Genomic DNA, 24,357 nt, shown 5'->3' with positions numbered 1-24,357 from the left:
CTGCTCGCCGCGCCCGGGCCGATCGCCGCCACCGGCGCGCGCCGGTGGCGGCGGATCCTCAGCGGGCCGCGGTGTCGCCGTCCGCGTAGCGCAGCACCGCGCCGATGCCGTGCTCCAGCGGCGCCTCGTCCGGTCCGACCAGGACCAGGTCGGCGCCGGTGCCGGCGATGGCGCGCAGCAGGGCGGCGTCGGCCCGGACCTGCTGCGGATCCGGTACGCCGGCCTCGCGCAGCGCGTGGTCGTCGACCGCGACCAGGGACGGCTCGTCCGGCGCGATCCACAGCATGTCGGTGGACGACGGGTCGTCGACCAGCAGCACGGTCTCCACCTGGCCGCGTTGCAGGCGGGTCACCACGTCGGCCAGCCCGGTGCCGGCGCTGCCGTTGCCCCGCTGCTCGCGGTACCGCTCGACGGCCTCGTGGACGCGCCGGTCGGCCACCTCGGCGATGGCCTGGACGGTCACGTCGTCGAGTGGCGTCTCGTCGGCGCCGGCCGCCCGGGAGCCGGCGTCGGTCCGCACCACCCGGTCCTGCCAGCGCTTCGGCAACCGGCCGGCGAACGTCTGCACGGCCCGGACGTCGCCGCCGACGACGATCACCTCGGCGCCGACGCTCTCGGCCAGGTCGGCGGCCGCGGTGGCGACATCCCCGGCGTTGCGTTTCCAGGACTCCTCGACCGCCTGCTGGTAGTGCCGGTGCGACCAGCCGCCGACCTGCACCTTGCGCAGCGGGAAGGTGGCGCTGCCGGTCACCTCGTGGTGCCGCGCGACGCCGCCGACGGAGAGCGCGTCCAGGTCGGCGCCGGTGCGGTCGGTCAGCACCCGGACGTACGGGATCTCCTCGCCGCGCTGGGCGATCCACGGCATGAGGTGCGGCAGCGGGCCGGTGTACGCCTGGTCCGCGGGCGGCGCGGCGGGCAGCGTCTGGACCATGGCCACCTCGCCGTCCCGGGCGAACACCGCGAGGCCGTACTGTCCCGGCTGGTAGGGGTGGTCCTGGACGGCGGCCTCCACGGCCTCCAGGGTGGCGCTGTCCGCGCCGTCCTCGCGGAGTTGTTCGCGGAGCGCGCGCCAGCGCAGGCCGACCTCGTGGTCGGCGTTCTCCCCGGCGCGGGTGGCGTCGAGGTAGGCGGACACCCACGAGCCGGGGTGCTCGACGAGCGGCCGGACGAAGTCGAGATTCATGGCAGTGCCCTCCAGATGGTCGCCGTTCCCGCAGGTCAGGCGCCGCATACCCGCGATCCGGCGGATCTCACCGGAGGAACCGCGCGAGGTTGACCGCCGCCGGCCCGCGATTCGCGCCCGAACGACCGTCCGGCGCGTGGGAGACGGTGCCCACACGGGGGCGGCGCTGGGCGGCGATTGGCTCAGGTCCGTCTCCGCCGCGCCGACTGACACGGGAAAGCGTCAGACACTCGAATGGGAGGAAGCGGCACGATGCTGAAGCGTCCTCCCGCCTGGGTGGGTTTCCTGATCGGCGGCATGCTCTTCGTCGCGCTGTACCTGTGGCTTCCGGACAACGTGTACGGGGTGCTGGCGTGGGACGGCGTGGCGGTGGCCGGTGCCGTGGCCATCGTGGTCGGCATCCGGCGCAACCGTCCCGAGGGAGCGGCCGCCTGGTGGCTGCTCATGGCCGGGCAGCTGGCCAACGTCGTGGGCGACATCACCTACTTCTTCGCCCCGGACGGCGACCAGTTCTTTCACCCGTACGACGTCCCGTACCTGCTCGGCTACGTGCTCCAGGTGGCCGGGGTGCTGATCCTGCTGCGCCGCCGAGGCGCCGGGCGGGACTGGTCCACGCTCGTCGACTCGATGATCATCACGAGTGCGTTCGCGTTGCTGAGCTGGGTGTTCCTGATGAAGCCGGTGGCCGAGGAGGCGTCGCTCGGCCTCGGCGGCCAGCTGATGGCGATCTCGTACCCGGCTCTCGATCTGCTGCTGGTCGCCATGGTCGCCTGGCTGCTGACCGCGGACGGGTCCCGCAACGTCGCGTTCTTCCTGGTCGCGGCGAACATGGTGGTCTTCCTCGTCGGCGACTACTTCTGGGCGTTCGCCAGCCAGACCTCCTACGATCCGGGCACGCTCGGCGGCCGGCTGATCGACTGCACGTACCTGACCGGCTACATCGCCTTCGGCGCCGGAGCGTTGCACCCGGGCATGGTGGAGATCGGCCGGCCGGCCGGCCCGCAGCGGGTCCGGCCGATGACCCTGCACCGCCTGGTGCTGCTCACCGCGGCCACGCTGATCGCGCCGGCGCTGCTCGCCTGGCAGGCGTACAGCGGTGCCGGGCGGGTTCTCGACGCGTACGCGATCGTGGCCGGTTCGGTGGTCATGTTCCTGCTGGTCATCGCGCGGATGACGATGCTGGTCCGGCAGGTCCAGGCGCAGGCCGCCGTGCTGGCCGACCACGCCGACCTGCTGCGCGAGGCGGCCCGGCTGGACCCGCTGACCAACCTGCCCAACCGCCGGGCCTGGAACGCCGCGCTGCCCTCGGCGCTGCAGCACGCCGCCCGCCACCGCGCCCCGCTCACCCTGGCCGTGCTCGACCTCGACCACTTCAAGGTCTTCAACGACACGTACGGCCACCAGACCGGCGACCGGCTGCTCACCGAGGCGTCGGCGGCCTGGTTGGCGAGCCTGCGCCCGGCGGACGTGCTGGCCCGCTACGGCGGCGAGGAATTCGTGGCGCTGCTGCCCGGCACCACCGCGGCCGAGGCCCTCGTCCTGCTCGACCGGCTGCGCCCGCTCACGCCGATGGGCTGCACCTTCTCGGCCGGCGTCGCGACCTGGGACGGCGTGGAGAGCGGCGACGACCTGCTCGGCCGTGCCGACCAGGCGCTGTACCGGGCCAAGGACGCCGGCCGTGACCGGGTGGTGAGCGACGATGTCCGGGCCGCTGCCTGACATGCGGACGTCCACCGACCGCCGGACCCGTCTGACCTGGACGTGGATGACGGCGGGAACGTTGATCTGCCTCGGCTACCCGCTGCTTCCGGCCGGGGGCGTGCTCGCGCCCGTGCTGTACAACCTGATCGGGCTGGCCGCGTTCGTGGCGATCCTCGCCGCGGTGCGCCGGTACCGGCCGGCCCGCCCGTACGCCTGGTACGTGTTCGCCGCCGGCGTCATCGCCTTCGTGGCCGGTGACGTGGCCTTCGAGGTCGGTGGCCTGCTGCTCGGCGAGCACCCGTTCCCGTACTGGAACGACGCGCTCTACCTCGTCGCGTACCCCTTGCTCTGGTCCGGCCTTCTGCTCGCCGCCGGCGTGCCGGCCCGGCGGGACCTGCCCGGCATGATCGACGCCGCGGTGATGGCCACCGGCGTCGCGCTGGTCTACTGGGTGTTCCTGATCGACCCGGCGCTGGGCGGACACGGCACGCCGCTGTCCGAGCGGATCCTCACCGTCGTCTACCCCGGCTGCGACGTGATCATGTGTGCGGTGGCGACCCGGCTGCTCACCCGCACCGGGGCCCGCACCACCAGTGTGGCCCTGCTCGCCGCCGGCTCGGCGCTGAACTTCGCCGGTGACCTCGCCTGGAGTCTCGCGCCGGCGCTGAGCGGCTATCCGGCCTCGGCCATCACCGCCGCGTTCCTGGGCAGCTACGTCTGCTGGGCCGGTGCCGCGCTGCATCCCTCCATGGGTGATGCCGGCATCTCGGCGGGCCCGGCCACCACCGTCCGGTTCGGCTGGGGCCGTTCCACGCTGCTGATCGGCTGCGCCCTGCTGGTGCCCGCCGTGCTGATGATCCAGGGTGTGCGGCACCACGAGATCAAATGGGCGGCCATCGGGCTCGGCGCCGTCCTGGTCCTGCTGCTCGTGACCGCCCGGATGGGTGGCTTCGTCCGGCAGATCCAGACCCAGTCGGCGCAGCTCGAGCGGATGGCCATGCACGACGACCTCACCGGGCTGGCCAACCGCCGCCGGTTCGGCCGCCGCCTCGGCGAGGCCCTGACGGCCGGCTCGCCGCAGGTCTGCCTGCTGGACCTCAACCGCTTCAAGGAGATCAACGACCGGCTCGGGCACGCGGTCGGTGACGCGTTGCTGGCCGCCGTCGCCGACCGCCTGCGCCACGGGCTGGGCGGCGTCGACCTGGTGGCGCGGATGGGCGGTGACGAGTTCGCTGTGCTGCTCGCCGACGCGACGGACGCGCAGGCCGACGCCGGCGCCGCCCGGATCTGCGCCGCGCTGCGCGAGCCGTTCGAGGTGGCCGGCCAGAAGCTGCTGGTGGACGCGAGCGTCGGGGTCGCCGACGGTGCCGGGGCCGGCGACGCGATGGAGATTCTGCGCCGGGCCGATGTCGCGATGTACGCGGCGAAGTCCAGCGGCGGCCGGTGGCGGCGGTACGCGGCCTTACTCGACGAACACGCCGACGAGAAGGCCCGCCTCGGCGCCGAACTGCGCGCCGCCCTGGATCTCGGCCAGTTCCGCCTGGTCTACCAGCCGATCGTGTCGCTGCCCTCCGGCGAGCTGCGCTACGTGGAGGCGCTGATCCGCTGGCAGCACCCGCACCGCGGCTTCGTCAGTCCCGCCGCATTCGTCCCGGTCACCGAGGAGAACGGCCTGATCGTCGAACTGGGTGAATGGATCATGCGGACCGCCTGCGCCGACTTCACCCGGTGGCACGCCGAGCACCCGGCCACCGCCCCGGAGCGGATCAGCGTGAACGTCTCCGCCCGGCAGCTCGCCGAGCCCGGGTTCGCCGCGATGGTGGCAGCCGTGCTGGCCGGCACGGGGATGCCCGCCGGGTGCCTGGTCGTCGAGGTCACCGAGACCGCCGTGTTCAGCGGCGGCGTCGCGGTCCGGGCCATCGAGGACCTGCACGCGCTGGGCGTCGGGATCGCCCTCGACGACTTCGGCACCGGGCATTCGTCGCTGGGCCTGCTGCAGACCGTCCCGGTGGACATCCTCAAGGTCGACAAATCGTTCGTCGACAACGTGACCATGGCGGGCCGGCACGCGGTGATCGCCGAGGCGCTCATCCGGGTCAGCGACGGCCTCGGGCTCAGCGCCGTGGCCGAAGGCGTCGAGACCGCCGAGCAGGCCGCGGAACTGCACCGCCTGGGTTACCGGCTGGCGCAGGGCTACCACTTCGGCAAGCCGGCCGCGGAGCCCGCCGCGCACCGGCCCGCGGCGGCGGCCTGACCCGGCCGCGGGGGTGCTGGGAGCAGCCGGGTCAGTACCGTGGCGACATGGACCATCAGCGATCAGGTGAGGCAGCCCGGCAGACCGCCGCCCTGCTCAGGCTCGCCCTGCAACTGCGAGACGTCGCGGCAGACGCCGATCGGCGGGATGTCGTCGCCAAGGTCGACGAACTGATGGGTCTGATCGCCGGCGAGAGCATCGCCGCCGGCGCCGGATCGGAGAAGGCCGGCTCCGGCGTGACCGAAGCCGTTCAGCGCATCCTCAACGGACTCGGCTTCTGACAGCGAACAGGCGAATGAGATGCCGCGCGCCGGCGGCGTCAGCAGCACGACGGGGTGGCGGTTTTCGCGGCTGGCAGCAAGGGCGTTCCACCGGCGGGCGGGTAGCTCCTAGCATCCGGGCGAGTCGTTCGGAGGTGGACGGTGCGGTCACGGCGAGGGGCGAGTGCTGATCGGCTGCCGGTCACGCCGCGGGCCCGGCCAGCCGCGGGGCCGGCGGCGTCCGGGCCGCGGGCGGCGGTGCTGCGGCTGCAGCGCAGCGTGGGCAACACCGCGGCGCTGCGCCTGGCCACCGAGGGCGCCCGGCGGGAGCCCACGGAGGCGGCCGGACCACGCGGCGTCGATCGACGTCGCGCCGCGGACGCGCTGGCGGCCTGGCAGGAGGTGACCGAGGACCTGATCATCGCCAACCAGGCCTGGCTGACCTCCAACGCTGTCGAGTACCTCAACTTCACCAGCAACGATCCGCGGTTGAGCTGGTCCGATTCGCAGGCCGCCGCCGTGCTCAACAACTTTCTCGGCAACCTCGCCACCGGCGTCGGCGGGAAGTCGATCGAGAAGGTGTCGCTCGCCTTGGTCTCCGGGGCGGCCGGGGCCGCGCTCGGGCCGGAGGGCGCGGCGGTGGCCTTCTTGATCGGGTTGTTCATCGAGAGCGCCATCAGCGCCATCTTCGAGGCGGTGACCCGCAAGACCGACGTGGCGGAGGCGCGGCTGGCCGCGCGGCAGCTGCTGAGCGAGCAGACACAGGAGCGCCTCGGCGCGCTCGGCCGGGCCGCCGACGAGGCCCGGGCCGCCGTTCGACGGACAGCCGCTGACCTGCGTGAGCGTCTGGCGTCGGCAACCACCCAGGACGAGGTCGACCGGATCCAGTGGTGGCTGCTGCACCAGCAGGACCTGATGCCGCCGCGCCCCTCGGCGGACGATCACGCGCTCGCCACCCGCATGATCCATGACTGGGTGCTGGAGCACGCGAGCACCGAGGAGCAGGCGAGGCCGGACACCGACCAGGCCGAGTGGGAACGGGCCCGGGATCGGGCCGGGTTCGCGACGTTCGGCTCCGGCGACTTCGACAACCAGCCGGAGATCTTCGCCTATCAGACCCGGGCGCACTGGCGCGAGATGGGCCTGAACGGCGACGAGCACCTGGAGCGGTTCTTCGGCGAGCTGGCCGGGGAACGACGGGCGATCGACACCCAGGTGGCCGAGTACGCCGCCACCCCGGCCCGCTTCGCGGATCCGAGCGGCCCGGTCGTCCGGCGGCGGGTGCCCTGGGAGATCAACGAGTTCGCCGGCTCGCGGATCGCCGCGGCGGCCCGGCGGATGCTGCGGTTCGGTGGTGTGCTGATCGGTGCGGGCTATCTGCTGCGCGTCCGTGAGGTGGACACGTTCATCGATGCGTGCCGGGACCAGCTCGACGAAGTGCTCGGCGAGGACGGGTGGGCGGCGATCCGGGCCGGCCGGGCGCGAGTCGTCTGCTGGATCGAGTTGACCGTGCGGGACGGATCTTGTTTTGCCGACTATTGGCATTATGCGATCTACTTCGACGAGCCTGTCGTTCGCCGGCGCCGCGACGAACGGCCTAATCCTTACCGAGCGGACTTCACTATCGGTAAATGATCGCCATTCCGCAGTGGACGTACGCGGTTGAGCAGTCGTAAGCTGTCAGTATTTCCGCTGAAAGATCAATTGTCTTCCGATAACGATTTGGCATGCCGCCAGCTCGGGGGCATGCGAATTGGTCTGCCGTAATTGTTTTCGAGGTCACGGACAACTGTCGGATTCCGGACGGAGGTCGCGTGGAAAGCCGCTATTATCCGGACACCCGCGCGCATCTGCGTGCGGAGCTGGCGCGCGTCGATCTTCTGCTCAGGCAGGCCGTCCGGCGGTTCCGGGCAGAACGGTCCGAGCCGGTGCCGGAATTTCCCGGCCTCTACATCACCGACGCCGAGGTGGACGCGATGCTCGCCGGCCGGCACCCGCTCGGCCCCGGATTCCAGCGTCCGGCGGATCGTCCGGCGGTGCGAAGCACGGGTGGCGCACCGCCGGCGGACATGGCGCCGGCGGCGGACATCGCGCGGGCGGTGGCCGGGAGTGACCGGCGCGGTGTGCCGCTGCGGCTGCCCCGGCTGGCCGCCGCGCTCGGGCTGTCCGGGCTGGAGGTGGACATCCTGCTCGTTGCGCTCGCGGCCGAGCTGGACCTGCGGTATGAACGGCTCTTCGCCTACTTGCAGGACGACGTCACCCGCCGCCGCCCCGGCGTCGACCTGGCGCTGAACCTGCTGTGCCACACCGCCGAGGAGAAGTGGGCCGCCCGGCGCTGCTTCACCCCGGCCGCGCCGCTGCGCGCGCACCGCCTGCTCGACCTGGTCGACGACCCGGCCCAGCCGGACCCGCCGCTGCTCGGCAAGTATCTGAGGCTCGACGAGCGGATCGTGGCGCACCTGCTCGGCGACGACGACCTCGACCAGGCGCTGGCACCGTACGCCCGGCTGGCGGATCCGGCGATGGCACCGGCCGAGCTGGTCCCGGCCGAGCTGGCCCACCGGCTGACCGCCGTGGCCGGCGAGGAGCGGAGGCTGTATTACCTCCACGGGCCGGCCGGCGCCGGCAAGCGGACCGCCGCCGCCGCGCTCGCCGGCCGCCTGCTGGTGGTCGACGGCGAGCGGGTGCCCCGGGCGGACCTCGACGACCTGGTCCGGCGGGCGCTGCGGGAGGCCGTCCTGCAGCGGGCCACCCTGTACTGGACCGGTGCCGATGGGCCGCCCGGGCTGCTGCTGGAGCGGATCGCGGCCGGCCACGCCCGGGTGATCCTGGCCGGCGAGCATCCCTGGGAGCCGTCCGGCGAGTTCCGGGACTTGCCGTTCAGCCGGATCGAGGTGCGCCGGCCGGGCCACGCGGACCGGGCCGCGGTCTGGACCCGGACGTTGAACGGCAGCGCCGGCACGGTCGACGTCGAGCGGCTGGCCGGCACGTTCCGGCTCAGCGGCGCGCAGATCGCGGACGCCGCCGCCACCGCCCGCAACCTGGCCCGGGCCGCCCGGGGCGGTACGGCGCACCCGACCACCGCGGACCTGCTCGCCGGGTGCCGGTGGCACGCCCGGCCCACCCTCTCGACGCTGGCGCGCAGGATCGTGCCCACCCGTACGGAAAATGATCTGATCCTGCCGTCTGATCAGAGACGGCAGCTGGCCGAGATCGGGGCGGTGATCAGGCATCGCGGCCTGGTGCACGACGAGTGGGGGTTCGGGGAGCGGCTGGCGCTCGGGTCCGGGGTGACGGTGCTGTTCGCCGGGCCGAGCGGGACCGGCAAGACGATGGCTGCCGAGGTGCTCGCCGCCGGGCTCGGGCTCGATCTGTACCGGCTCGACCTGTCGGCCGTGGTCAGCAAGTACATCGGGGAGACCGAGAAGCACCTGGCGCAGGTGTTCGCCGAGGCGGAGAGCGGCGACGCGATCCTGTTCTGCGACGAGGCGGACGCGCTCTTCGGGCAGCGCAGCGAGGTGCACGACGCGCACGACAGGTACGCGAACATCGAGGTCAGCTTCCTGCTGCAGCGCCTCGAGGAGCACCAGGGCGTGGTGGTGCTCGCCACCAACCTGCGCAAGAACATGGATGCCGCGTTCGTCCGCCGGATGCGGTTCGCCGTCGACTTCCCGATGCCCGGCGAGGCGGACCGCCGGCGGATCTGGCAGCGGGTCTGGCCGGCCACCGCACCGGTTGCCGCCGACGTGGACCTGGACATGCTGGCCGGCCGGTTCGACCTGTCCGGCGGCAGCATCCGGGACGTGGCGGTGGCCGCTGCCTTCCGTGCTGCCGAGGCGGGCACCCCGATCACCATGGAGCACCTGCTGGACGCCGTCGGCGCGGAGTACCGGAAGCTGGGCCGGGTCACCCCGGCCGAGGTGCCGTCGTGACCGGCCGGATCCGCCGACCGGCGACCACCCCGGCCGGCGCGCTGCCGGTGCCGTCCCGGGTGCGCCCGGCCGTCCACCCGCTGCTGCGGCTGCAGCGCCAGATCGGCAACCAGTCCGTGCAGCGGCTGCTGGACCCGGACGAGCTGGACCGGGCGCGGGGCACCGGCGCGGCGCTCGACGACGCGGTCCGGGCACCGATGGAGGCGGCGTTCGGCGCTGACTTCGGCGCGGTCCGGGTGCACACCGGCGGTGCCGCCGACCGGCTCAGCCGCGCGCTCGGCGCGCACGCGTTCACCACCGGCCGGGACATCTTCTTCCGGGCCGGCGGCTACGAGCCGGACACCACTGCCGGCCGCCGGTTGCTGGCTCACGAACTCACCCACGTCGTCCAGCAGTCCGCGGCCGTTGCGGCCGGCGAGCTTAGCGTGAGCGATCCGGACGACGAGTTCGAGCGGGAGGCCGACCAGGTCGCCGATCGGATCGTGAGCCGTGCCGATGATCAATGACCTGGACGCCACCCTCGGCGAGCTGCTCAAGCGGGACCTGCCCGACGTCAACGTCAGCTTCGACCCGCCGGACGACAAGTTCGCTCCGGCCCAGCCGGCCGTCGACCTGTTCCTCTACGACCTGCGGGAGAACCGGGAGCTGCGGGACAACGACTGGCTGCTGGACCGCTCGGCGCCGCCCGGGGTGGTCACCGCCCGCCCGCCGCTGCGGGTGGCCTGCTCCTACCTGGTCACCGCGTGGGCCGGTGACATCCGCAACGAGCACCTGGTGCTGAGCCGGGTGATCCGGGTGCTGGCCCGGTACCCGGTGCTGCCTCCGGAGGTGCGCCAGGGCAGCCTGCGCGCCGACCCGCGGCTGCCGGCCGGCACGCTGCAGCCCAGCCTGTTGCAGAGCGCCGGCGAGTTCTGGCAGGCGATGGGCGGCAAGCCGAAGGCCGCGTTCAACTACACGGTCACCATCGGGCTGGACGTCTTCGAGCGGGTGGACGCCCCGGTGGTGCTGCAGAAGATCGACCGGATGCGGCTAGGGGTGGAGGAGGTGCCGTGAGCGGCTGGGAGACCACCCGGCACGTGGTGGCGATCGGCGGGCGGGTGGCCGACGACACCACCGGGCTACCGGTGCCGCTGGCCCGGGTGGTGGTGCTGAGCGGTCCGCGGCTCGGGGCCGGTCCGGCGGTCAGCCGGGCCGACGGCAGCTTCTACTTCCTGGACCTCCCCGCCGGGCTGTACCGCCTGGAGGCCACCGCGCCGGGGCTGGGCACCCGGTACGGCAGCGTGCAGACCGGCCCGGTGCGGGTCTGGGTGACCCCGGGGAAGATCGACCCGCTCGACATCCGGCTGCCACCGACCCGGCTCGCCGGCCGGGTGAGCGCCGCGGCCGACGACACCCCGGTGCCGGGCGCGACGGTCCGGCTGCGCGGCACCACCGAGCGGTGGCGGACCGGCCCGGACGGTGGCTATCGCGTGGCCGGCCTGCCCGCCGGCCCGGTGGTCGTCGAGGTCGGCGCACCGAAGTTCGGCGCCGCGAGCCGAGCGGTCACCCTGCTCGCCGGCCAGGAGCAAACCGTGGACTTCGCCCTGCAGACCGCCTGAGCGGCGGACAGAGAGGACAGGTGAGAGGCGAGTGGTGCAGTATCAGGCCCCGGGCGTCTACGTCGTCGAGCAGGACTCCGGCGCCAAACCGATCGCCGGCGTCGGCACCAGCACCGCCGGTTTCGTCGGCCTGGCCCCGGACACCGTGACCATGCCGGTGCGTCCCGGGCGCACCGACTCCTACACCGTCGTCCCGGCCGGCACCCCCACCCTGATCACCTCGTGGGAGGAGTTCCGGACGAGTTTCGGCGACTTCCAGACGGGCAACTCGATCCTCGCGCACGCCGTCTTCGGCTTCTTCAACAACGGCGGCACTCGCTGCTGGGTGGTCCGGGTGGTGGAGGGCGCGAACGCCGGCGCCACCGAGAAGGCCCTCACCGACGGGCTCGACCTGCTCCGGCCGATCGACGAGATCGCCCTGGTGGCGATCCCCGGGGCGGTCTCCGACACCGTGCAGGGCGCGCTGCTCGACCACTGCGAGAACGAGCTGATGCAGGACCGGTTCGCCATCCTGGACGGCCGGCGGACCACCACGCTGACCAAGGCCGCCATCCAGGGACAGGTCCGGGACAGCAGCTACGGCGCCCTCTACTACCCGTGGATCCAGGTGTTCGACCCGGCCACCGCGGCACCGATCATGGTGCCGCCGTCCGGGCACATCGCCGGTGTCTACTCGCGGGTGGACAATACCCGCGGCGTGCACAAGGCGCCGGCCAACGAGGTGATCCGCGGCGCGCTGAACGTCGAGACCCGGGTCAGCCGGGTCGGTCAGGCCGGCCTGAACCCGGACGACATCAACGTGATCCGGCCGTTCGACGCGAACATGACCATCTGGGGCGCGCACACCCTGGCCGGTGCGGAGAAGGGCGAATGGCGTTACATCAACGTGCGCCGGCTCTTCATCTTCCTGCGCGAGTCGATCGACGAGGGCACCCAGTGGGCGGTCTTCGAGCCGAACGGGACAGCGCTCTGGGCGCAGATCACCCGTAACGTCACCGCGTTCCTGACCACCGTGTGGCGCAGCGGCGCGCTGTTCGGGGCGACCCCGGAGGAGGCGTTCTTCGTCCGCTGCGATGCGCAGACCAACCCACCGGACGTGCGTGACCTGGGACAGGTGGTGACCGAGATCGGGGTGGCGGTGGTCAAGCCGGCCGAGTTCGTGATCTTCCACGTCAGCCAGACGGCCGGCTCGGCGGGCTGACCGTGACCGGCCCGAGCCCGTCCACTCCCGGCGTGCACCGGGAGGACCGCACGGTGGCCGCGGTCGCCGGTCCGGTCACCGGCGTGCCGGTTTTTCTGGGGTACGCGGTGCAGGGCCCGATCGGCACGCCGCAGCCGGTGGACCTCTGGGATCAGTTCGTCTCGGTGTACGGCGCGGGCCGGCCGGGCTTCCTGGGGGCGGCGGTCCGCGGCTTCTTCGGCGCCGGCGGCACCCGCTGTCACGTGCTCGCGCTGGCGCCGGATCGCGCCCCGGAGGACGCTCTCTCGGACGGTTTGGCGGTGCTCACGGCGTACGAGAACGCGGATCTGATCTGTGTACCGGACGTGGTGCGCGACCGCGAAGGCGGCCTGCCGCCGGCGCCCGAGCAGGTGCGGACAATGCAGCGGGCGGTGCTCGACCACTGCGTGCAGACCGGTGACCGGTTCGCGATCCTGGACCCGCTGCCCGGCGTCGGCCGCGACGCGCTGCTCGCGCAAGCGGCCGGACTGAGCGGACGTGCAGAGGCCGGCGGGGCCCTGTACCACCCGTGGGTGCGCGTCGCCGGCGGCGCGCTGGTGCCGCCGTGCGGACATCTGGCCGGGGTGTATGCGGCCACCGACGCACAGTCCGGTGTGCATCACGCGCCGGCCAACGTGGTGCTCGCCGGCGTCACCGATCTGGCCGCTCAGGTCACCGACGCCGAGCAGGCGGTGCTCAATCCGGCAGGGGTGAACTGCCTGCGCGCGTTCCCGGGACGCGGCATCCGGGTGTGGGGCGCGCGCACCCTGTCCACCGATCCGCTCTGGCGTTACGTGAGCGTCCGGCGGCTCTGGCTGAGCGTCGCCCGGCGACTCGACCACACCATGCGCGGGCTCGCCTTCGAACCGAACGCGCCACCGCTGTGGGCGCGCATCGTGCGCGAGCTGACCGCCGTCTTCCACGAGCTGTTCCGGCAGGGCGCGCTCGCCGGCCGGACCGCCGAGCAGGGTTTCTACGTCAAATGCGACGCCGAGACCAACACCTTTGACGTACGCGCGCGGGGTATGGCGGTGGCCGAGGTCGGTTTCGCGCCGTGCGGCCTGCACGAGTTCGTCGTCGTTCGCATCGTCAGCGATGGCGCGACCATCGCGTTCACCGCGTCGGCCGGCGACGGCTGACCGGATCGGGAGGTACCGGCAATGCCGCTAGGAGTACGCGTCGACCCGTTCTTCGCGCACAGCTTCCTGGTCGAGATCGACCAGGTCGCGCAGGCTGGATTCCAGCAGGTGTCCGGGCTGGAGACGACGACCGCCCCGGTGCCGTACCGGGAGGGCAACGACCCGCCGACCATGCGCCAGCTGGCCGGCCTGGTCACCTACCCGGCGATCGTGCTGCGCTGGGGGATCACCACGAGCGCCGCGTTCTGGCAGTGGCGGGAACGGGCGATGACCGGCCGGATCGAGCGGCGCAACGGCTCGATAGTGCTGCTCGATGAGCTCGGGCAGGAGCAGGTGCGGTGGAACTTCGTCGGCGGCTGGCCGAGCAAGTGGACCGGACCGGCGCTGAACGCGACGGCGAACGAGGTGGCCATCGAGTCCGTCGAGATCACCCACGAGGGGCTGGTCCGGGCATGAACCCGCCGACCGAGTTCCCGTTCACGCTGCCCCGCGGCTACACCGACGCGGACGGCGCGGTGCACCGCGCCGGGGTGATGCGGCTGGCCACCGCGTACGACGAGATCGCGCCGATGCAGGACCCGCGGGTGCAGGCCAACCCGGGCTACCTGGTGCTCATCCTGCTCTCCCGGGTGGTGCTGCGGCTCGGCGACCTGCCCCGGGTCAACCCGAAGGTCATGGAGGGGTTGCCGGCCGGGGACCTGGCGTTCCTGCAGGAGTTCTACCGCCGGGTCAACGAGGACGGGGCGGCGCACGGAACCGTGGTCTGCCCGCGCTGCGAGACCGAGTTCGCGGTGGAGCTGAGCGGCCTGGGGGGATGACGCGCTACCCCTCGCAGCGGCTGCACGAGGAGGTGGCGTATCTCGGCTTCCACCTGCACTGGCCGTACGACCAGATCATGTCGATGGCGCACCGGGAGCGGCAGCGCTGGGTGGCCGAGGTGGCCGCGCTGCTGTCCCGCGAGTGAGCTTTCGCCGGCGGAGGAGGGACGGCTGTGGCGACGACCGGGGAGCGCGTCGACCCGTACCTGGGCTACGGGTTCCGGGTCGAGGTCGGCGGGCTCGTCGTCGGCGGGTTCACCGAGGTGACCGGGCTGCAGGTGGAGACGGTGGTGGAGACGTACCGGGAGGGCGGGGTGAACGAGTACGAGCACAAGCTGCCCGGGCCGGCCCGCTACCCGGCCAACCTGGTGCTGCGCAACGGGATCAGCGACGTGGAAGCGCTCTGGCAGTGGCACCAGGACGTGCTCGGCGGGGTGTTCGAACGCCGGGACGGGACCGTCTACCTGCTGGACGGTGCGGGGGAGGACGTCATGTGGTGGCACTTCCTGCAGGCGTTGCCGGTGCGGTGGACCGGGCCGGAGCTGCGGGCCGCGTCCGGGACCGTCGCGGTGGAGGCAGTCGAGCTGGTGCATCAGGGGTTGCGCAAGGCGCGGGCCGGGGGTGCGGGGTGACCGAGGCGTGGGGGGACGATCTGGCCGGGCGGTTCGTGGAGCGGCCCGGGGTGATCCGGCTTGGGGACGCGCGACGGCGGGCGCAGGAGCTGTCCGGGAGCGATCGGAGGTTGCCTCTGCTTGACTCGGTGCTGCGGCGGTGGGCTGTGCGGGAGGCGTTCGGGCGGTGGCCGTCGTGGGGGAACGGTGGGCCGGCGGCGGTCCCGGTCGGCGGTGGCCGGTCGGCGGGGGTGGTTCCGCTGGTGCCCGTGCCGGCGGTGGCCTTGACGCCCGCCAGGCCGGACAGGGGCACACCGGTGGTCGCAACGACCTCCCGGCTCGCGCGATCCGCGTCGGGGACCGGTATCCACAAGGGGCTTGAGCAGCCGGAACTCCAGGTTGCTCAGCTGTCGGCGACTATGCCGGGCGGTGCCACCGGGACCGGCTCGGCGAGATCAGTAACGATCCGGTGGCCGGGCACCGGCGCGGCATCGGCCACTCCGGGCGTCCCGCCCACGGGCCTTGCGCCCACGGGTGTCGTTCCCACGGGTCTTCCGCCCACGGTTGTCTCTCCCATGGGTCTTCCGCCTCCGGGTGTCGCTCTCACGGGTGTTCCTTCGCCTGGTGACCGGGTGTCCGTGTCGCCGATCGCCGGCGCGGAGTCGCCGGCGGCATCGCCTGTCGCGCGGCCGCCGTCGCGCCCCGTGCCGGTTCGCCGTGGCGCCACCGGTCGTCCGGAAGTGATCACAGTGCGGCGCGGCCCAACGTCGTTGCCGGGATCCGCCGGTGCCGACCGTCCGGTGGCGATCGCGCCCATCGCGTCATCCTCGGCAGTTCCCGTCACCCGCACCGGCGGCGCCGCCGCGCCGGCTGGGCAGCACCCGGCCGGCTTCGGCGCCGGCAGTGCCGTCCCGTCGGTCCCGGGAAGCGCGCTGTCGAAGTTTCCGGAGCCGCTGCTTCCGGAAGGGCCGAGGGCCGGCGCGCCGCGCGCCCCGCAACGGGCGGCCGCCCCGGCGAGTTCCGCGCCGCAGGCCGCACCGGACCTCCCGGAGGCGACCGCCACCGCACCCGGCACCGTCCCGTTCGGCCCGCCGCAGCCCACCCCGCCCGACCTGCCCGCCCTCGCCGACCACGTCTACGGCCTGCTCGTCCGCCGCCTGCGCAGCGACCGCGAACGCCGGGGCTGGTGACCCGATGCCACTCGAGAAGATCCACATCACGCCGGCCGGTGGCGCCGCGATCACCGCCCTGTTCAACCCGACCCAGTACACGCTGGACCGGGGCAATCAGATCGCCGAGATCCCGATCCCCGGCCAGGCCGCGCCGATCCTGCAGTTCGTCAGGGGCACCACCGCGGTGCTGACGATGGAGTTGTTCTTCGACACGTACGAGAAGCAGACGGACGTGCGCGAGCACACCGACCGCGTGTATGACCTGCTGCGCATCGACCCCGGCACGCACGCGCCGCCGATCTGCCGGGTCGGATGGGGCACCTTCCTGTTCACCGCGGTGCTGGACCGGGTCAGCGGCCGGTTCACCCTGTTCCTGGCCGACGGCACCCCGGTCCGCGCGATCCTCGGCGTCACCTTCAAGGAGTACGTCGACCTGGCCGTCGAGGTCCGCCGCCGCCCCACCGAGTCCGCCGACCACGCCAAGACCCGGGTGGTGGCCCGCGGCGACACCCTGGCCACCATCGCCGCCGCCGAGTACGGCGACCCGGCCCGCTGGCGGCCGATCGCCGAGGCCAACGGCATCGACAACCCGCGCAGGCTGGAACCGGGCCGGGTGCTGGCCGTCCCGCCGCTGCCGCCGGAGGCCGGGTCATGAGCCGGTTCGCGCCCGCCTTCTCGGTGCTCGTCGACGGGACCAGCATCACCGCTGAGGTCGCCGCCCACGTGACCGAGCTGTCCGTGGTGCACGAGCCGGACCTGCTCGACCACTTCAGCCTGACCGTCGCCAACCCGTACCCGAGCATGCCGTGGACGCACACCGAGCAGGCCGACTGGTTCCGCGAGGGCAACGCGGTCACCATCGGCATGGGGTACGCCGGCGAGCTGCGCACCCTGTTCGACGGCGAGATCACCAGCCTGAGCCCGGCCTTCCCGGAGTCCGGCACGCCGACCGTCCGGGTCGAGGGATACACGCGGCTGCACTGGCTGCGCGGCGCCGCCCGCAGCCGCACCTTCCAGGACGTCACCGATCAGGACGTGGCCGAGCGGATCGCGGCCGGCCTCGGGCTCAAGGCCGCCGCGGAACGGACCGGGGCCCGGCACCCGTACCTGATCCAGTACAACCAGACCGACCTGGCCTTCCTGGTCCAGCGAGCCCGCGCGATCGGCTTCGAGGTGACGGTCGACGGCCGCACCCTGGTCTTCCGCGAGCAGCGGTCCGCCGACCGCGGTGGCTTCCGCCTCGAATGGGGCCGCTCGCTGCGCTCGTTCCACCCGACGATGAACACGCTGCGGCAGGTCAGCAAGGTGATCGTGTGCGGCTATGACGCGCGGACCAAGAAGGAGGTCCGCGGCGAGGCCGGCGCGGACACCGCTGCTGCCGGGATGGGCGGCCGGCGCACCGGTGCGGCGGTCGCCGAGACGGCGTTCCACCGGCGGGTCGAGGAGATCCGGGTGGACACCCCGATCGCCTCGCAGGAGGAGGCCGACGTGCTGGCCCGGGCGATCTACCAGGACCGGGCGCTGGATTTCGTCACCGGCACCGGGTCGGCGGCCGGCGAGCCCGGGCTGCGCGCCGGCGAGGTGCTCGAGCTGGCCGGGCTCGGGCCCGCGTTCAGCGGCCCGTACTACGTCGCGCAGACCACCCACACCATCGACGCGTCCGGATACCGGACGTCCTTCTCGGTCCGGAGGAACGCCGTCTCATGAGCAACGACCTGCTGGATCTGCTGGGACCGCCGCCGGGCGGCCACGACCGCGTCTTCGGCGTCGTCCCGGGGATCGTCACCAACAACAACGACCCGGACGGGCTCGGCCGGGTCCGGGTCCGCTTCCCCTGGCTGTCCGGAAATGACGAGAGCTGGTGGGCGCGGATCGCCGCGCCGATGGCCGGCCCCGGGCGGGGCCTGCAGCTCCTGCCCGAGGTCGACGACGAGGTCCTGGTCGCTTTCGCGCACGGTGACATCCGTTTTCCGTACGTGCTCGGCGCGCTCTGGAACGGCGTGGACGCCCCGCCGGAGTCCACGCCGCTCGACGAGTCCGGTCAGGTCGCCAGGCGCGCCATCGTCTCCCGCGCCGGGCACCTGATCCGGCTCGACGACACCGACGGCGCCGGCCGCGTCGAGATCGTCGGCGCGGGCGGCGCCAACCGCATCGTGATCGACACCGCGGCCGGCACCGTCACCGTGCACGCCGACGGCGACCTGGTCCTGGAGTCCGCCACCGGCAAGGTCGTGGTGACCGGCCAGAGCATCGAGCTGAGCTCGTCCGGCGGCGACGTCACCGTCACCTCCGCCGCCGGCGCCACGCTGCGGGCGAGCGGGCACTGCGCGGTGGCCGGCAGCACCGTCGGCATCAACTGAGGGGGAAACATGGGCCTGCCCGCCGCCAAGCAGGGCGACCGGATCGTCGCCACTGACACGCACATCGTGCTGGTCCCGTCCGGCGGGACGCTGGTGCCGCAGCCGCTGCCGCACCCGTTCAGCGGCGTGCTGACCGGTGGCCTGAGCAGCGACGTCACCATCGAGGGCCGGCCCGCCGCGACGGTCGGCAGCACCGCCGGCAACGTCCCGGCGCACCTGCCGTCGCCGCCCGGCACCGGCTTCGCCACGCCACCGGCGAACCGGGCCACCGTGCAGGCCGGCAGCACCACCGTGACGATCAACGGGCGGGCCGCCGCCCGGTCCGGCGACCCCGCCACCACCTGCAACGATCCGGCCGACCTCGCCGTCGGCCGGGTCGTCGCCGGCGGCACCGTGACGATCGGCTGAGGCGGGAGGACGATGACCGCCGACTTCACCGGGGTGGGCTGGAAGTTCCCGATCCAGCTCGACGAACGCGGCCGGGTCGTCCGGGTGTCCGGCGAGGACAGCGTCCGGGAGGCGATCTGGCTGATCCTGAGCACCGCGCCGGGCGAGCGGGCGATGCGGCCCGGCTTCGGCTGCGGCGTGCACGACCTGGTCTTCGGCATCAGCAACGCGGCCACCGCCGGGCTGGTCGAAGCCCGGGTGCGGGACGCGCTGGTGCGCTGGGAGCCACGGATCGACCTGCTCGACGTCCGGGCCGGCTCGGCACCGGACTCGCCGGCCACGCTGCTGATCCAGATCGATTACCGCCTCCGGGCCACCAACACGGTGTTCAACCTGGTCTACCCGTTCTACCTGGACCCGGGGGTGGCGCCGTGAGCGGGCCACCGCCGGTCGACAGGCGCACGCCGGCCGACCTGGTCGCGCAGACCGAGCGGCTGCTGCAGCGCCATGCCGGCTGGCAGCGGGTGCCGGTGGTCCCGGAACTGCTGCTCGGCCGGACGTTGAACGAGGACGTCACCGACCCGGGCACCGGGCAGCTCGTCGCGAGCGCCGGGACCGTTGCCGACGACGCCCTGCTCCAGGTGCTCGCCGCGGTGCCCGGGCTCGGCCGGATCGCCGTGGTTCCCGAGCCGGACCCGGCGTACGGCCTGGTCCGGATCTTCGCGCGGATGCTGGAACAGCTCGTCGAACGGGTCAACCAGGTACCGGACCGCAACCTGGCCGCCTTCCTCGACCTGATCGGCGTCGACCTGCTGCCGGCCCGGGCCGCCCGGGTGCCGCTCACCTTCCGGCCGGCCACCGCCGCCCAGGTCGACCCGCTGGTGCCGGCCGGCACCCGGGTGAGCGCCGCGCCGCTGGACGGAGAGAGCGACCCGGTCGTCTTCGAGACCGAGAACGATCTGGTGGTGCCGCGGACCCGCCTGGTCGCGGTACTGACCCGCGACCCGGCCGCCGACCGCTACCGGGACAGCACCGGCCGGCAGCCGTTCCCGGCTTTCACCGGCGACCGCCCGATGACCCACGACCTGTTCCTGGATCGCCTCACCCCGCCCGGCCCGGCCGGCGAGCCCGAGGCGGTCACGCTGCGGTTCCGGCCGGCCGAGGGGAACCAGCCGTGGCCGGCCGGGGTGACCTGGGCGGCGTGGGACGGCGGCGACTGGGCTGACGTGCCCGCGACGACCGGGCCGGCCCCGGTGGGCGGGGCTTGGGAAGTCCACCTTCCGGCGGTGCCGCCGCCGACCGGTGGGCGCTGGCTGCGGGCGCGGCTCGCGGCCCCGCTGCCGCGTGACGGCGCCGACCGGCAGCTGCCGCGGATCACCCAGATCCAGCGGCGCGTGGTGGTGCGGCGCTCCGGGCTGCTACCGGCGCAGGCCGTGACCGCTGACGGGCCGGCCGACCCGGGTGACCGGTTCCTGCCGTTCGGCGAGCGGCCGCACGTCGACGACGCGGTGTACCTCGCGCATTCCGCGGCGTTCGGCACTCCCGGCGCCGTGGTCACCGTGGACATCCCGGTCGGCAACCCACGCCGGCCCCAGAGCGGCTGGCCGCGGCCACCGGTCCGGCCGTCCCCCGGGCTGGCCGTGGCCTGGGAGTACTGGACCGGACAACGCTGGGCTGAGCTGGGCCGGGGCACGCCGCTGCCCGGCGACCGAGTCCTGGAGCCCTATGTGACATCGGTCGAGACGACCGACGTCACCATCGGCGGACAGCGGCCGCCCGGCGCCGTGGTCACCATCGAGCGGATCCACCCGCCCGCCGCTGCGGACACCGTTCCGGCCGGCGACACCAGTTGGCAGCGGACGCTCACCGGCCTGCAGCCGGGCATGAGCCTGTTCCGGATCGGCGTCCCGAACCGGCCGCCGGTGCTCGCGCCGGTATTCCGCGCCGGGGCCGGCGTCGACCCGGTCCCGCTGACCCTGGACCCCGCCCCGGGCATCGTTGCGGAATCGCCTCTGGTGGTGGCCGGGAGCTGCGGACTCGCCGCCGGAACCGCGGTGCTGTACAACGCGGCCACCGGAACACGCACCGACGTCCCGCTGGCCGGCGGCCGGTTCGAGGTGCCGGTCACCCTCGCCGGCGGCCGCAACGACCTGGCGGTGCTGGTCCTGGACAACGCCGGCCGGGCGGTGGCCGGCGAGGTGCTGCCGGTGGTCCTGCAGCCGGCCGGCTTCGCCGACGCGACCTGGGCTTTCACCCGGCCCGGGCAGGTCACTTTCCAGATGCCGGCCGATGCGGCGCCGCGCGAGGTGAACGGGGTCGCCGGGGCCTGGGTACGGGCCCGGGTCGCCTCCGGCGGCTACGGCGAGGACGCCCGATACATACCCGACGGTTCCACCCGGCCGGTGTACCGCCTGGTACCCGAGACACATCAGCCGCCGGCTGCCGGGCCGTGCACCATCGGGTACACCGCCGTATCACCGTTCGCCCCGATCACCGCGGTACGCAGCGACAACGATCAGACTCCCCGCGACCACGCCGCCGCGCTGGCCGCCGGCCAAGAGGTGCAGCCCTTCGTGCCGTCGGCCGACGACCGCCCGACCCTGTATCTCGGCTTCGCCCCGCCCGCCTTCGGCAACCGCCCGGTCACCCTGTTCCTCGGCGTCGCCGAAACCCGATACACCGCCACCCCGGCGTCACCGCCCGCCGCCGACCCGACGCTGGCCTGGGAATACTGGAATGGCAGCGGCTGGGCGCCGCTCGGTGTCCGCGACCGGACCCGGGCGCTGACGCGGTCCGGCCTGGTCACCTTCCTCGGGCCGGCCGACCAGCGCGAGTCCACCGAGTTCGGCCGGAGCGCCTGCTGGCTGCGGGTCCGCTGGCTGAGCGGCGGCTATCCGGAGCCTCCCCGGCTCCGGCACGTGCTCACCGGCACGACCTGGGCCACCCAGTCCCGCACCGTCCGCGACGAGATCCTCGGGTCGAGCAACGGCGAGCCCGGCCAGGTGTTCCGCCTGTCCGGCACTCCGGTCCTGCCCGGCGAGCAGATCCAGATCCGGTCCGCCGGGAACCCGTCGGGGGACACGGTCGAGAACTGGGTCGGGGTGGGCGACTTCTACGAGTCCGGGCCGAGCGATCGGCACTACGTGCTGGATCGGGCGAGCGGGACGGTCACCTTCGGGGACGGGCGCCGTGGCCTGATCCCCCCGCCGGGGCGGGGCAACGTACGAGCCGTCCGCTATCAGGTCGGCGGCGGGGCCCGAGGGAACCGGGCAGCCGGGACGATCGTGCAGCTCAAAACGGCGGTGCCGTACGTGGACTCGGTGACCAACGTGGAGCCGGCCCGCGGAGGAGCGCCGGCCGAGACTGCGGCCGCGGCCCGCGAGCGGGGACCGCGCACACTGCGGCACCGGGACCGGGCGGTGGCGGTCAGCGACTTCGAGGACCTGGCCCGGCAGGCGTCCAGCGACGTTGCCCGGGTGGCCGCGATCGCGGCGGGGCCCGGTTCGGTGACGGTGATCGTGGTGCCGCGGGACCCCGTACCCCAACCGGTTCCCGATCTTGAATTGCTCGGGCGGGTCGACGAGCATCTGCGGGCGCGGATGACGCCGACCGCCACGCTGACCGTGGCCGGCCCGGACTGGCTGCGCACCCGGGTCGACGCCGAGGTGGTGCCGTCCGCCGAGGCGGGTGCGGACCTGGTCGCCGGCGTGCTGGCGCGGCTGGCGGCGTTCCTGCACCCGGTGACCGGCGGCCCGGACGGCGCGGGCTGGGACTTCGGGCGGCGGCCGCACCGCTCCGAGCTGTACGCGGTGATCGAGGAGGTGCCCGGCGTGGACCACGTGTCAGCACTGAGCGTGACGAACGAGGCGGACGGGCCGGTGCGCGCCGACCGGCTGCTCACCTACGGCGGAGCCCACCGGATCGTGCTGCGGGAGGGGGACGACGATGCCGATCCCGAGCCCTGAGCTGGACGATCGCACGTTCGCGGCGCTGCTCGACGAGGCCCGCGCCCGGATCCGCACCGAGGACCCGGAGTGGACGAACCACAACGTGTCAGATCCCGGCATCACGCTGATCGAGCTGTTCGCGTGGCTGACCGAGATGCTGGTGTACCGCACCGGACGGGTGCCGGACCAGCACGTACGCACGTTCCTGAAGCTGTTGAACGGGCCCGGATGGACGCCCGGGACGGATCTGGACGCGGACGTCCGGGCGACGGTGCTCGGGTTGCGCGCCCAGGACCGGGCGGTCACCGCCGGTGACTATGAGCGGCTCGCCGCGGCGGCCGCCCCGGGCATCGCCCGGACCCGGTGCGTGCCGCGGCGCGACCTGAGCGGCGACCCGGCCGCGGACCGGCCCGGGCACGTCAGCGTGGTGGTCGTGCCCGGCGCGCCGGACCAGCTGGCGGCGGTCCGCGCGGACCTGGACGGGCGGCGGCTGCTGACCACCCGGGTGCACGTGACCGGGCCGTTCCTCGTGCCGGTCGGCGCGGAGATCCTGGTGGCGCGGCGGCCGGACGCGCCGGTGGAGCCGCTGCGGACCCGGGTCGTCGAGCGGCTGACCGGCTTCCTCGACCCGCTGAACTGGCCGTTCGGGCGGGACGTGCACGTCTCGGAGCTGTACCAGGTGCTCGAGCGCACGGCCGGGGTCGACCACGTACCCGAAGTGTTCCTGATCGGTGGCCCGGACCGGCTCGTCCTCGGGCCGCACCAGCTGCCGCAACCCGCCGCGGACCCGGCGCGGATCGTGATCGGGACGACGTTCGTCGAGGTCAGCGTGGTGCTGCGGGCGCAGCCCGCGCTCGACGAGGCGGGGCGGCGGGTGGCCCGGCTGCGCACCCGGGAGATCTTCCATCCGCTGCACGACGCGGCCCGGACGGTCACCGCGGCGACGATCCGGGCGGCGGTCCGGGAGGCGCTCGGGCCGGGCGCGCCGCAGGTCACCGCGGAGGTGACCACCGATCCGGCCCACCAGATCGGGACCGGCGTGCGGCTGCAGCCCGGCGAGCTCGCCGAGGTGGTGATCGACGCATGAGCGGCTACCTCGACTACCTGCCGGCCACCTTCCAGGACGGATCGCCGTTGCTGGGCCGGTTCCTGCTCGCCTTCGAGCAGATGCTGACAGGGCTCGGCGACCCGGACGCGCCGGGGATCGAGGAGATCCTGGACGGCATCGCCGACCCGGTCACCGGGCAGGTCCGGCTGGCCGGCGTGCACCGCTACTTCGATCCCGGCCCGGAGCTGCCGGACGCCGAACGGGCACCCGCCGAGTTCCTCGACTGGCTGGCCGGCTGGGTCGCGATAAGCCTCCGCGGCGACCTGGACGAGCTGCGGCAACGCGACTTCGTCGCGCGGGCCGTGTCGCTCTACCACCGGCGCGGCACCAAGGCCGGGCTGGAGGAGTACCTGCGGGTGTACACCCGGCTCGGAGTGACCGTCGACGAGCTGGACACCCCGTTCCAGCTCGGCGTGCACTCCAGGGTCGGGGTGGACACGCTGCTCGGCGGCGGGGCCCCGCACTTCTTCCGGGTGCTGATCCGGCTGCCCGGCACCGACCCGGCCGAGCTCGCCCGGCACCGGCAGGTCGTCACCTACCTGCTCGACCAAGAGAAACCCGCACACACGCAGTACGCCCTCGCGGTGCAGACGCCGGCACTGCGGATCGGGGTGCACTCCACGGTCGGCGTCGACACCCTGCTGGGCCCGCACTGACCGATCGGAGGA

Annotated in this window: 24 protein-coding genes; 23 read left to right on the top strand and 1 reads right to left on the bottom strand. The window is 73.5% G+C overall.

Annotation, left to right across the window (positions count from 1 at the left end):
* Positions 1-58: 58 nt before the first annotated feature.
* Entirely contained in the window at positions 59-1,183 is a 1,125-nt protein-coding gene (locus tag BJY16_RS37605) for a baeRF2 domain-containing protein (protein ID WP_185044305.1), read from the bottom strand.
* A gap of 252 nt (positions 1,184-1,435) precedes the next feature.
* Here BJY16_RS37605 and BJY16_RS37600 point away from each other — a divergent pair, with 252 nt between their 5' ends.
* From BJY16_RS37600 to BJY16_RS37490, 23 genes are all read left to right on the top strand, one after another.
* On the top strand, positions 1,436-2,902 hold the full coding sequence (locus BJY16_RS37600; RefSeq protein WP_185044304.1) for a GGDEF domain-containing protein: 1,467 nt from the start codon (positions 1,436-1,438) through the stop codon (positions 2,900-2,902).
* Position 2,903: 1 nt separating this feature from the next.
* Positions 2,904-5,138, top strand: a complete 2,235-nt coding sequence (locus tag BJY16_RS37595; protein ID WP_239176991.1) for a putative bifunctional diguanylate cyclase/phosphodiesterase — start codon at positions 2,904-2,906, stop codon at positions 5,136-5,138.
* Between the two features lie 47 nt (positions 5,139-5,185).
* Positions 5,186-5,419, top strand: coding sequence for a hypothetical protein (locus BJY16_RS37590; protein ID WP_185044302.1), 234 nt, complete (start codon positions 5,186-5,188; stop codon positions 5,417-5,419).
* A gap of 141 nt (positions 5,420-5,560) precedes the next feature.
* Positions 5,561-7,033, top strand: a complete 1,473-nt coding sequence (locus BJY16_RS37585) for a hypothetical protein (protein ID WP_185044301.1) — start codon at positions 5,561-5,563, stop codon at positions 7,031-7,033.
* A gap of 179 nt (positions 7,034-7,212) precedes the next feature.
* Positions 7,213-9,330 (top strand): ATP-binding protein, encoded by a 2,118-nt coding sequence (locus BJY16_RS37580; protein ID WP_185044300.1) that lies wholly within the window; start codon positions 7,213-7,215, stop codon positions 9,328-9,330.
* Positions 9,327-9,836, top strand: coding sequence for an eCIS core domain-containing protein (locus tag BJY16_RS37575; RefSeq protein WP_185044299.1), 510 nt, complete (start codon positions 9,327-9,329; stop codon positions 9,834-9,836). The genes BJY16_RS37580 and BJY16_RS37575 overlap by 4 nt, the downstream gene beginning before the upstream one ends.
* On the top strand, positions 9,826-10,383 hold the full coding sequence (locus BJY16_RS37570; protein ID WP_185046851.1) for a Pvc16 family protein: 558 nt from the start codon (positions 9,826-9,828) through the stop codon (positions 10,381-10,383). The genes BJY16_RS37575 and BJY16_RS37570 overlap by 11 nt, the downstream gene beginning before the upstream one ends.
* Complete coding sequence (locus BJY16_RS48770; protein ID WP_185044298.1) at positions 10,380-10,928, top strand: carboxypeptidase-like regulatory domain-containing protein; 549 nt, start codon at positions 10,380-10,382, stop codon at positions 10,926-10,928. The genes BJY16_RS37570 and BJY16_RS48770 overlap by 4 nt, the downstream gene beginning before the upstream one ends.
* A gap of 31 nt (positions 10,929-10,959) precedes the next feature.
* On the top strand, positions 10,960-12,129 hold the full coding sequence (locus BJY16_RS37560) for a phage tail sheath family protein (RefSeq protein WP_185044297.1): 1,170 nt from the start codon (positions 10,960-10,962) through the stop codon (positions 12,127-12,129).
* Positions 12,130-12,131: 2 nt separating this feature from the next.
* Entirely contained in the window at positions 12,132-13,286 is a 1,155-nt protein-coding gene (locus tag BJY16_RS37555; protein WP_185044296.1) for a phage tail sheath family protein, read from the top strand.
* A gap of 21 nt (positions 13,287-13,307) precedes the next feature.
* Positions 13,308-13,742: a phage tail protein gene (locus BJY16_RS37550; RefSeq protein WP_185044295.1), complete on the top strand. Its 435-nt coding sequence runs from the start codon at positions 13,308-13,310 to the stop codon at positions 13,740-13,742.
* On the top strand, positions 13,739-14,104 hold the full coding sequence (locus BJY16_RS37545; protein WP_185044294.1) for a phage tail assembly protein: 366 nt from the start codon (positions 13,739-13,741) through the stop codon (positions 14,102-14,104). The genes BJY16_RS37550 and BJY16_RS37545 overlap by 4 nt, the downstream gene beginning before the upstream one ends.
* Positions 14,101-14,250, top strand: a complete 150-nt coding sequence (locus BJY16_RS37540; RefSeq protein ID WP_185044293.1) for a DUF6760 family protein — start codon at positions 14,101-14,103, stop codon at positions 14,248-14,250. Before BJY16_RS37545 ends, BJY16_RS37540 begins: the two co-directional genes overlap by 4 nt.
* Positions 14,251-14,277: 27 nt before the next feature.
* The gene (locus BJY16_RS37535; protein WP_185044292.1) at positions 14,278-14,736 is read left to right on the top strand and encodes a phage tail protein; all 459 of its coding nucleotides are present in this window, start codon (positions 14,278-14,280) and stop codon (positions 14,734-14,736) included.
* Between the two features lie 779 nt (positions 14,737-15,515).
* Positions 15,516-15,905 carry a hypothetical protein gene (locus BJY16_RS37530; RefSeq protein ID WP_185044291.1) on the top strand — a complete coding sequence of 130 codons (390 nt, stop codon included), beginning with the start codon at positions 15,516-15,518 and terminating at the stop codon, positions 15,903-15,905.
* 4 nt (positions 15,906-15,909) lie between these two features.
* The gene (locus BJY16_RS37525; protein ID WP_185044290.1) at positions 15,910-16,542 is read left to right on the top strand and encodes a CIS tube protein; all 633 of its coding nucleotides are present in this window, start codon (positions 15,910-15,912) and stop codon (positions 16,540-16,542) included.
* Positions 16,539-17,594: a phage late control D family protein gene (locus tag BJY16_RS37520; protein ID WP_185044289.1), complete on the top strand. Its 1,056-nt coding sequence runs from the start codon at positions 16,539-16,541 to the stop codon at positions 17,592-17,594. The genes BJY16_RS37525 and BJY16_RS37520 overlap by 4 nt, the downstream gene beginning before the upstream one ends.
* A complete protein-coding gene (locus BJY16_RS37515) occupies positions 17,591-18,247 on the top strand; it encodes a phage baseplate assembly protein V (RefSeq protein WP_185044288.1) in 657 nt (218 codons plus the stop codon). The genes BJY16_RS37520 and BJY16_RS37515 overlap by 4 nt, the downstream gene beginning before the upstream one ends.
* Before the next feature lie 9 nt (positions 18,248-18,256).
* Complete coding sequence (locus tag BJY16_RS37510) at positions 18,257-18,655, top strand: PAAR domain-containing protein (RefSeq protein WP_185044287.1); 399 nt, start codon at positions 18,257-18,259, stop codon at positions 18,653-18,655.
* A gap of 12 nt (positions 18,656-18,667) precedes the next feature.
* Complete coding sequence (locus BJY16_RS37505) at positions 18,668-19,069, top strand: gp25 family contractile injection system sheath assembly initiator (protein WP_185044286.1); 402 nt, start codon at positions 18,668-18,670, stop codon at positions 19,067-19,069.
* A complete protein-coding gene (locus BJY16_RS48765; RefSeq protein ID WP_185044285.1) occupies positions 19,066-22,599 on the top strand; it encodes a putative baseplate assembly protein in 3,534 nt (1,177 codons plus the stop codon). The genes BJY16_RS37505 and BJY16_RS48765 overlap by 4 nt, the downstream gene beginning before the upstream one ends.
* Positions 22,580-23,668 (top strand): baseplate J/gp47 family protein, encoded by a 1,089-nt coding sequence (locus BJY16_RS37495; protein WP_185044284.1) that lies wholly within the window; start codon positions 22,580-22,582, stop codon positions 23,666-23,668. Before BJY16_RS48765 ends, BJY16_RS37495 begins: the two co-directional genes overlap by 20 nt.
* The gene (locus BJY16_RS37490) at positions 23,665-24,345 is read left to right on the top strand and encodes a phage tail protein (protein WP_185044283.1); all 681 of its coding nucleotides are present in this window, start codon (positions 23,665-23,667) and stop codon (positions 24,343-24,345) included. Before BJY16_RS37495 ends, BJY16_RS37490 begins: the two co-directional genes overlap by 4 nt.
* Positions 24,346-24,357 lie beyond the last annotated feature (12 nt).

Source organism: Actinoplanes octamycinicus (genome assembly GCF_014205225.1).
In the GTDB taxonomy this organism is placed as follows: domain Bacteria; phylum Actinomycetota; class Actinomycetes; order Mycobacteriales; family Micromonosporaceae; genus Actinoplanes; species Actinoplanes octamycinicus.
This window is presented reverse-complemented; position numbering and strand designations above follow the sequence as displayed.

What these genes read in the sequence shown, in the direction of transcription:
- BJY16_RS37605 (WP_185044305.1), bottom strand. Translation starts at nt 1,183, where the DNA reads ATGAATCTCGACTTCGTCCGGCCGCTCGTCGAGCACCCCGGCTCGTGG.
- BJY16_RS37600 (WP_185044304.1), top strand. Translation starts at nt 1,436, where the DNA reads ATGCTGAAGCGTCCTCCCGCCTGGGTGGGTTTCCTGATCGGCGGCATG.
- BJY16_RS37595 (WP_239176991.1), top strand. Translation starts at nt 2,904, where the DNA reads ATGCGGACGTCCACCGACCGCCGGACCCGTCTGACCTGGACGTGGATG.
- BJY16_RS37590 (WP_185044302.1), top strand. Translation starts at nt 5,186, where the DNA reads ATGGACCATCAGCGATCAGGTGAGGCAGCCCGGCAGACCGCCGCCCTG.
- BJY16_RS37570 (WP_185046851.1), top strand. Translation starts at nt 9,826, where the DNA reads ATGATCAATGACCTGGACGCCACCCTCGGCGAGCTGCTCAAGCGGGAC.
- BJY16_RS37550 (WP_185044295.1), top strand. Translation starts at nt 13,308, where the DNA reads ATGCCGCTAGGAGTACGCGTCGACCCGTTCTTCGCGCACAGCTTCCTG.
- BJY16_RS37545 (WP_185044294.1), top strand. Translation starts at nt 13,739, where the DNA reads ATGAACCCGCCGACCGAGTTCCCGTTCACGCTGCCCCGCGGCTACACC.
- BJY16_RS37540 (WP_185044293.1), top strand. Translation starts at nt 14,101, where the DNA reads ATGACGCGCTACCCCTCGCAGCGGCTGCACGAGGAGGTGGCGTATCTC.
- BJY16_RS37525 (WP_185044290.1), top strand. Translation starts at nt 15,910, where the DNA reads ATGCCACTCGAGAAGATCCACATCACGCCGGCCGGTGGCGCCGCGATC.
- BJY16_RS37520 (WP_185044289.1), top strand. Translation starts at nt 16,539, where the DNA reads ATGAGCCGGTTCGCGCCCGCCTTCTCGGTGCTCGTCGACGGGACCAGC.
- BJY16_RS37515 (WP_185044288.1), top strand. Translation starts at nt 17,591, where the DNA reads ATGAGCAACGACCTGCTGGATCTGCTGGGACCGCCGCCGGGCGGCCAC.
- BJY16_RS37510 (WP_185044287.1), top strand. Translation starts at nt 18,257, where the DNA reads ATGGGCCTGCCCGCCGCCAAGCAGGGCGACCGGATCGTCGCCACTGAC.
- BJY16_RS37505 (WP_185044286.1), top strand. Translation starts at nt 18,668, where the DNA reads ATGACCGCCGACTTCACCGGGGTGGGCTGGAAGTTCCCGATCCAGCTC.
- BJY16_RS37495 (WP_185044284.1), top strand. Translation starts at nt 22,580, where the DNA reads ATGCCGATCCCGAGCCCTGAGCTGGACGATCGCACGTTCGCGGCGCTG.
- BJY16_RS37490 (WP_185044283.1), top strand. Translation starts at nt 23,665, where the DNA reads ATGAGCGGCTACCTCGACTACCTGCCGGCCACCTTCCAGGACGGATCG.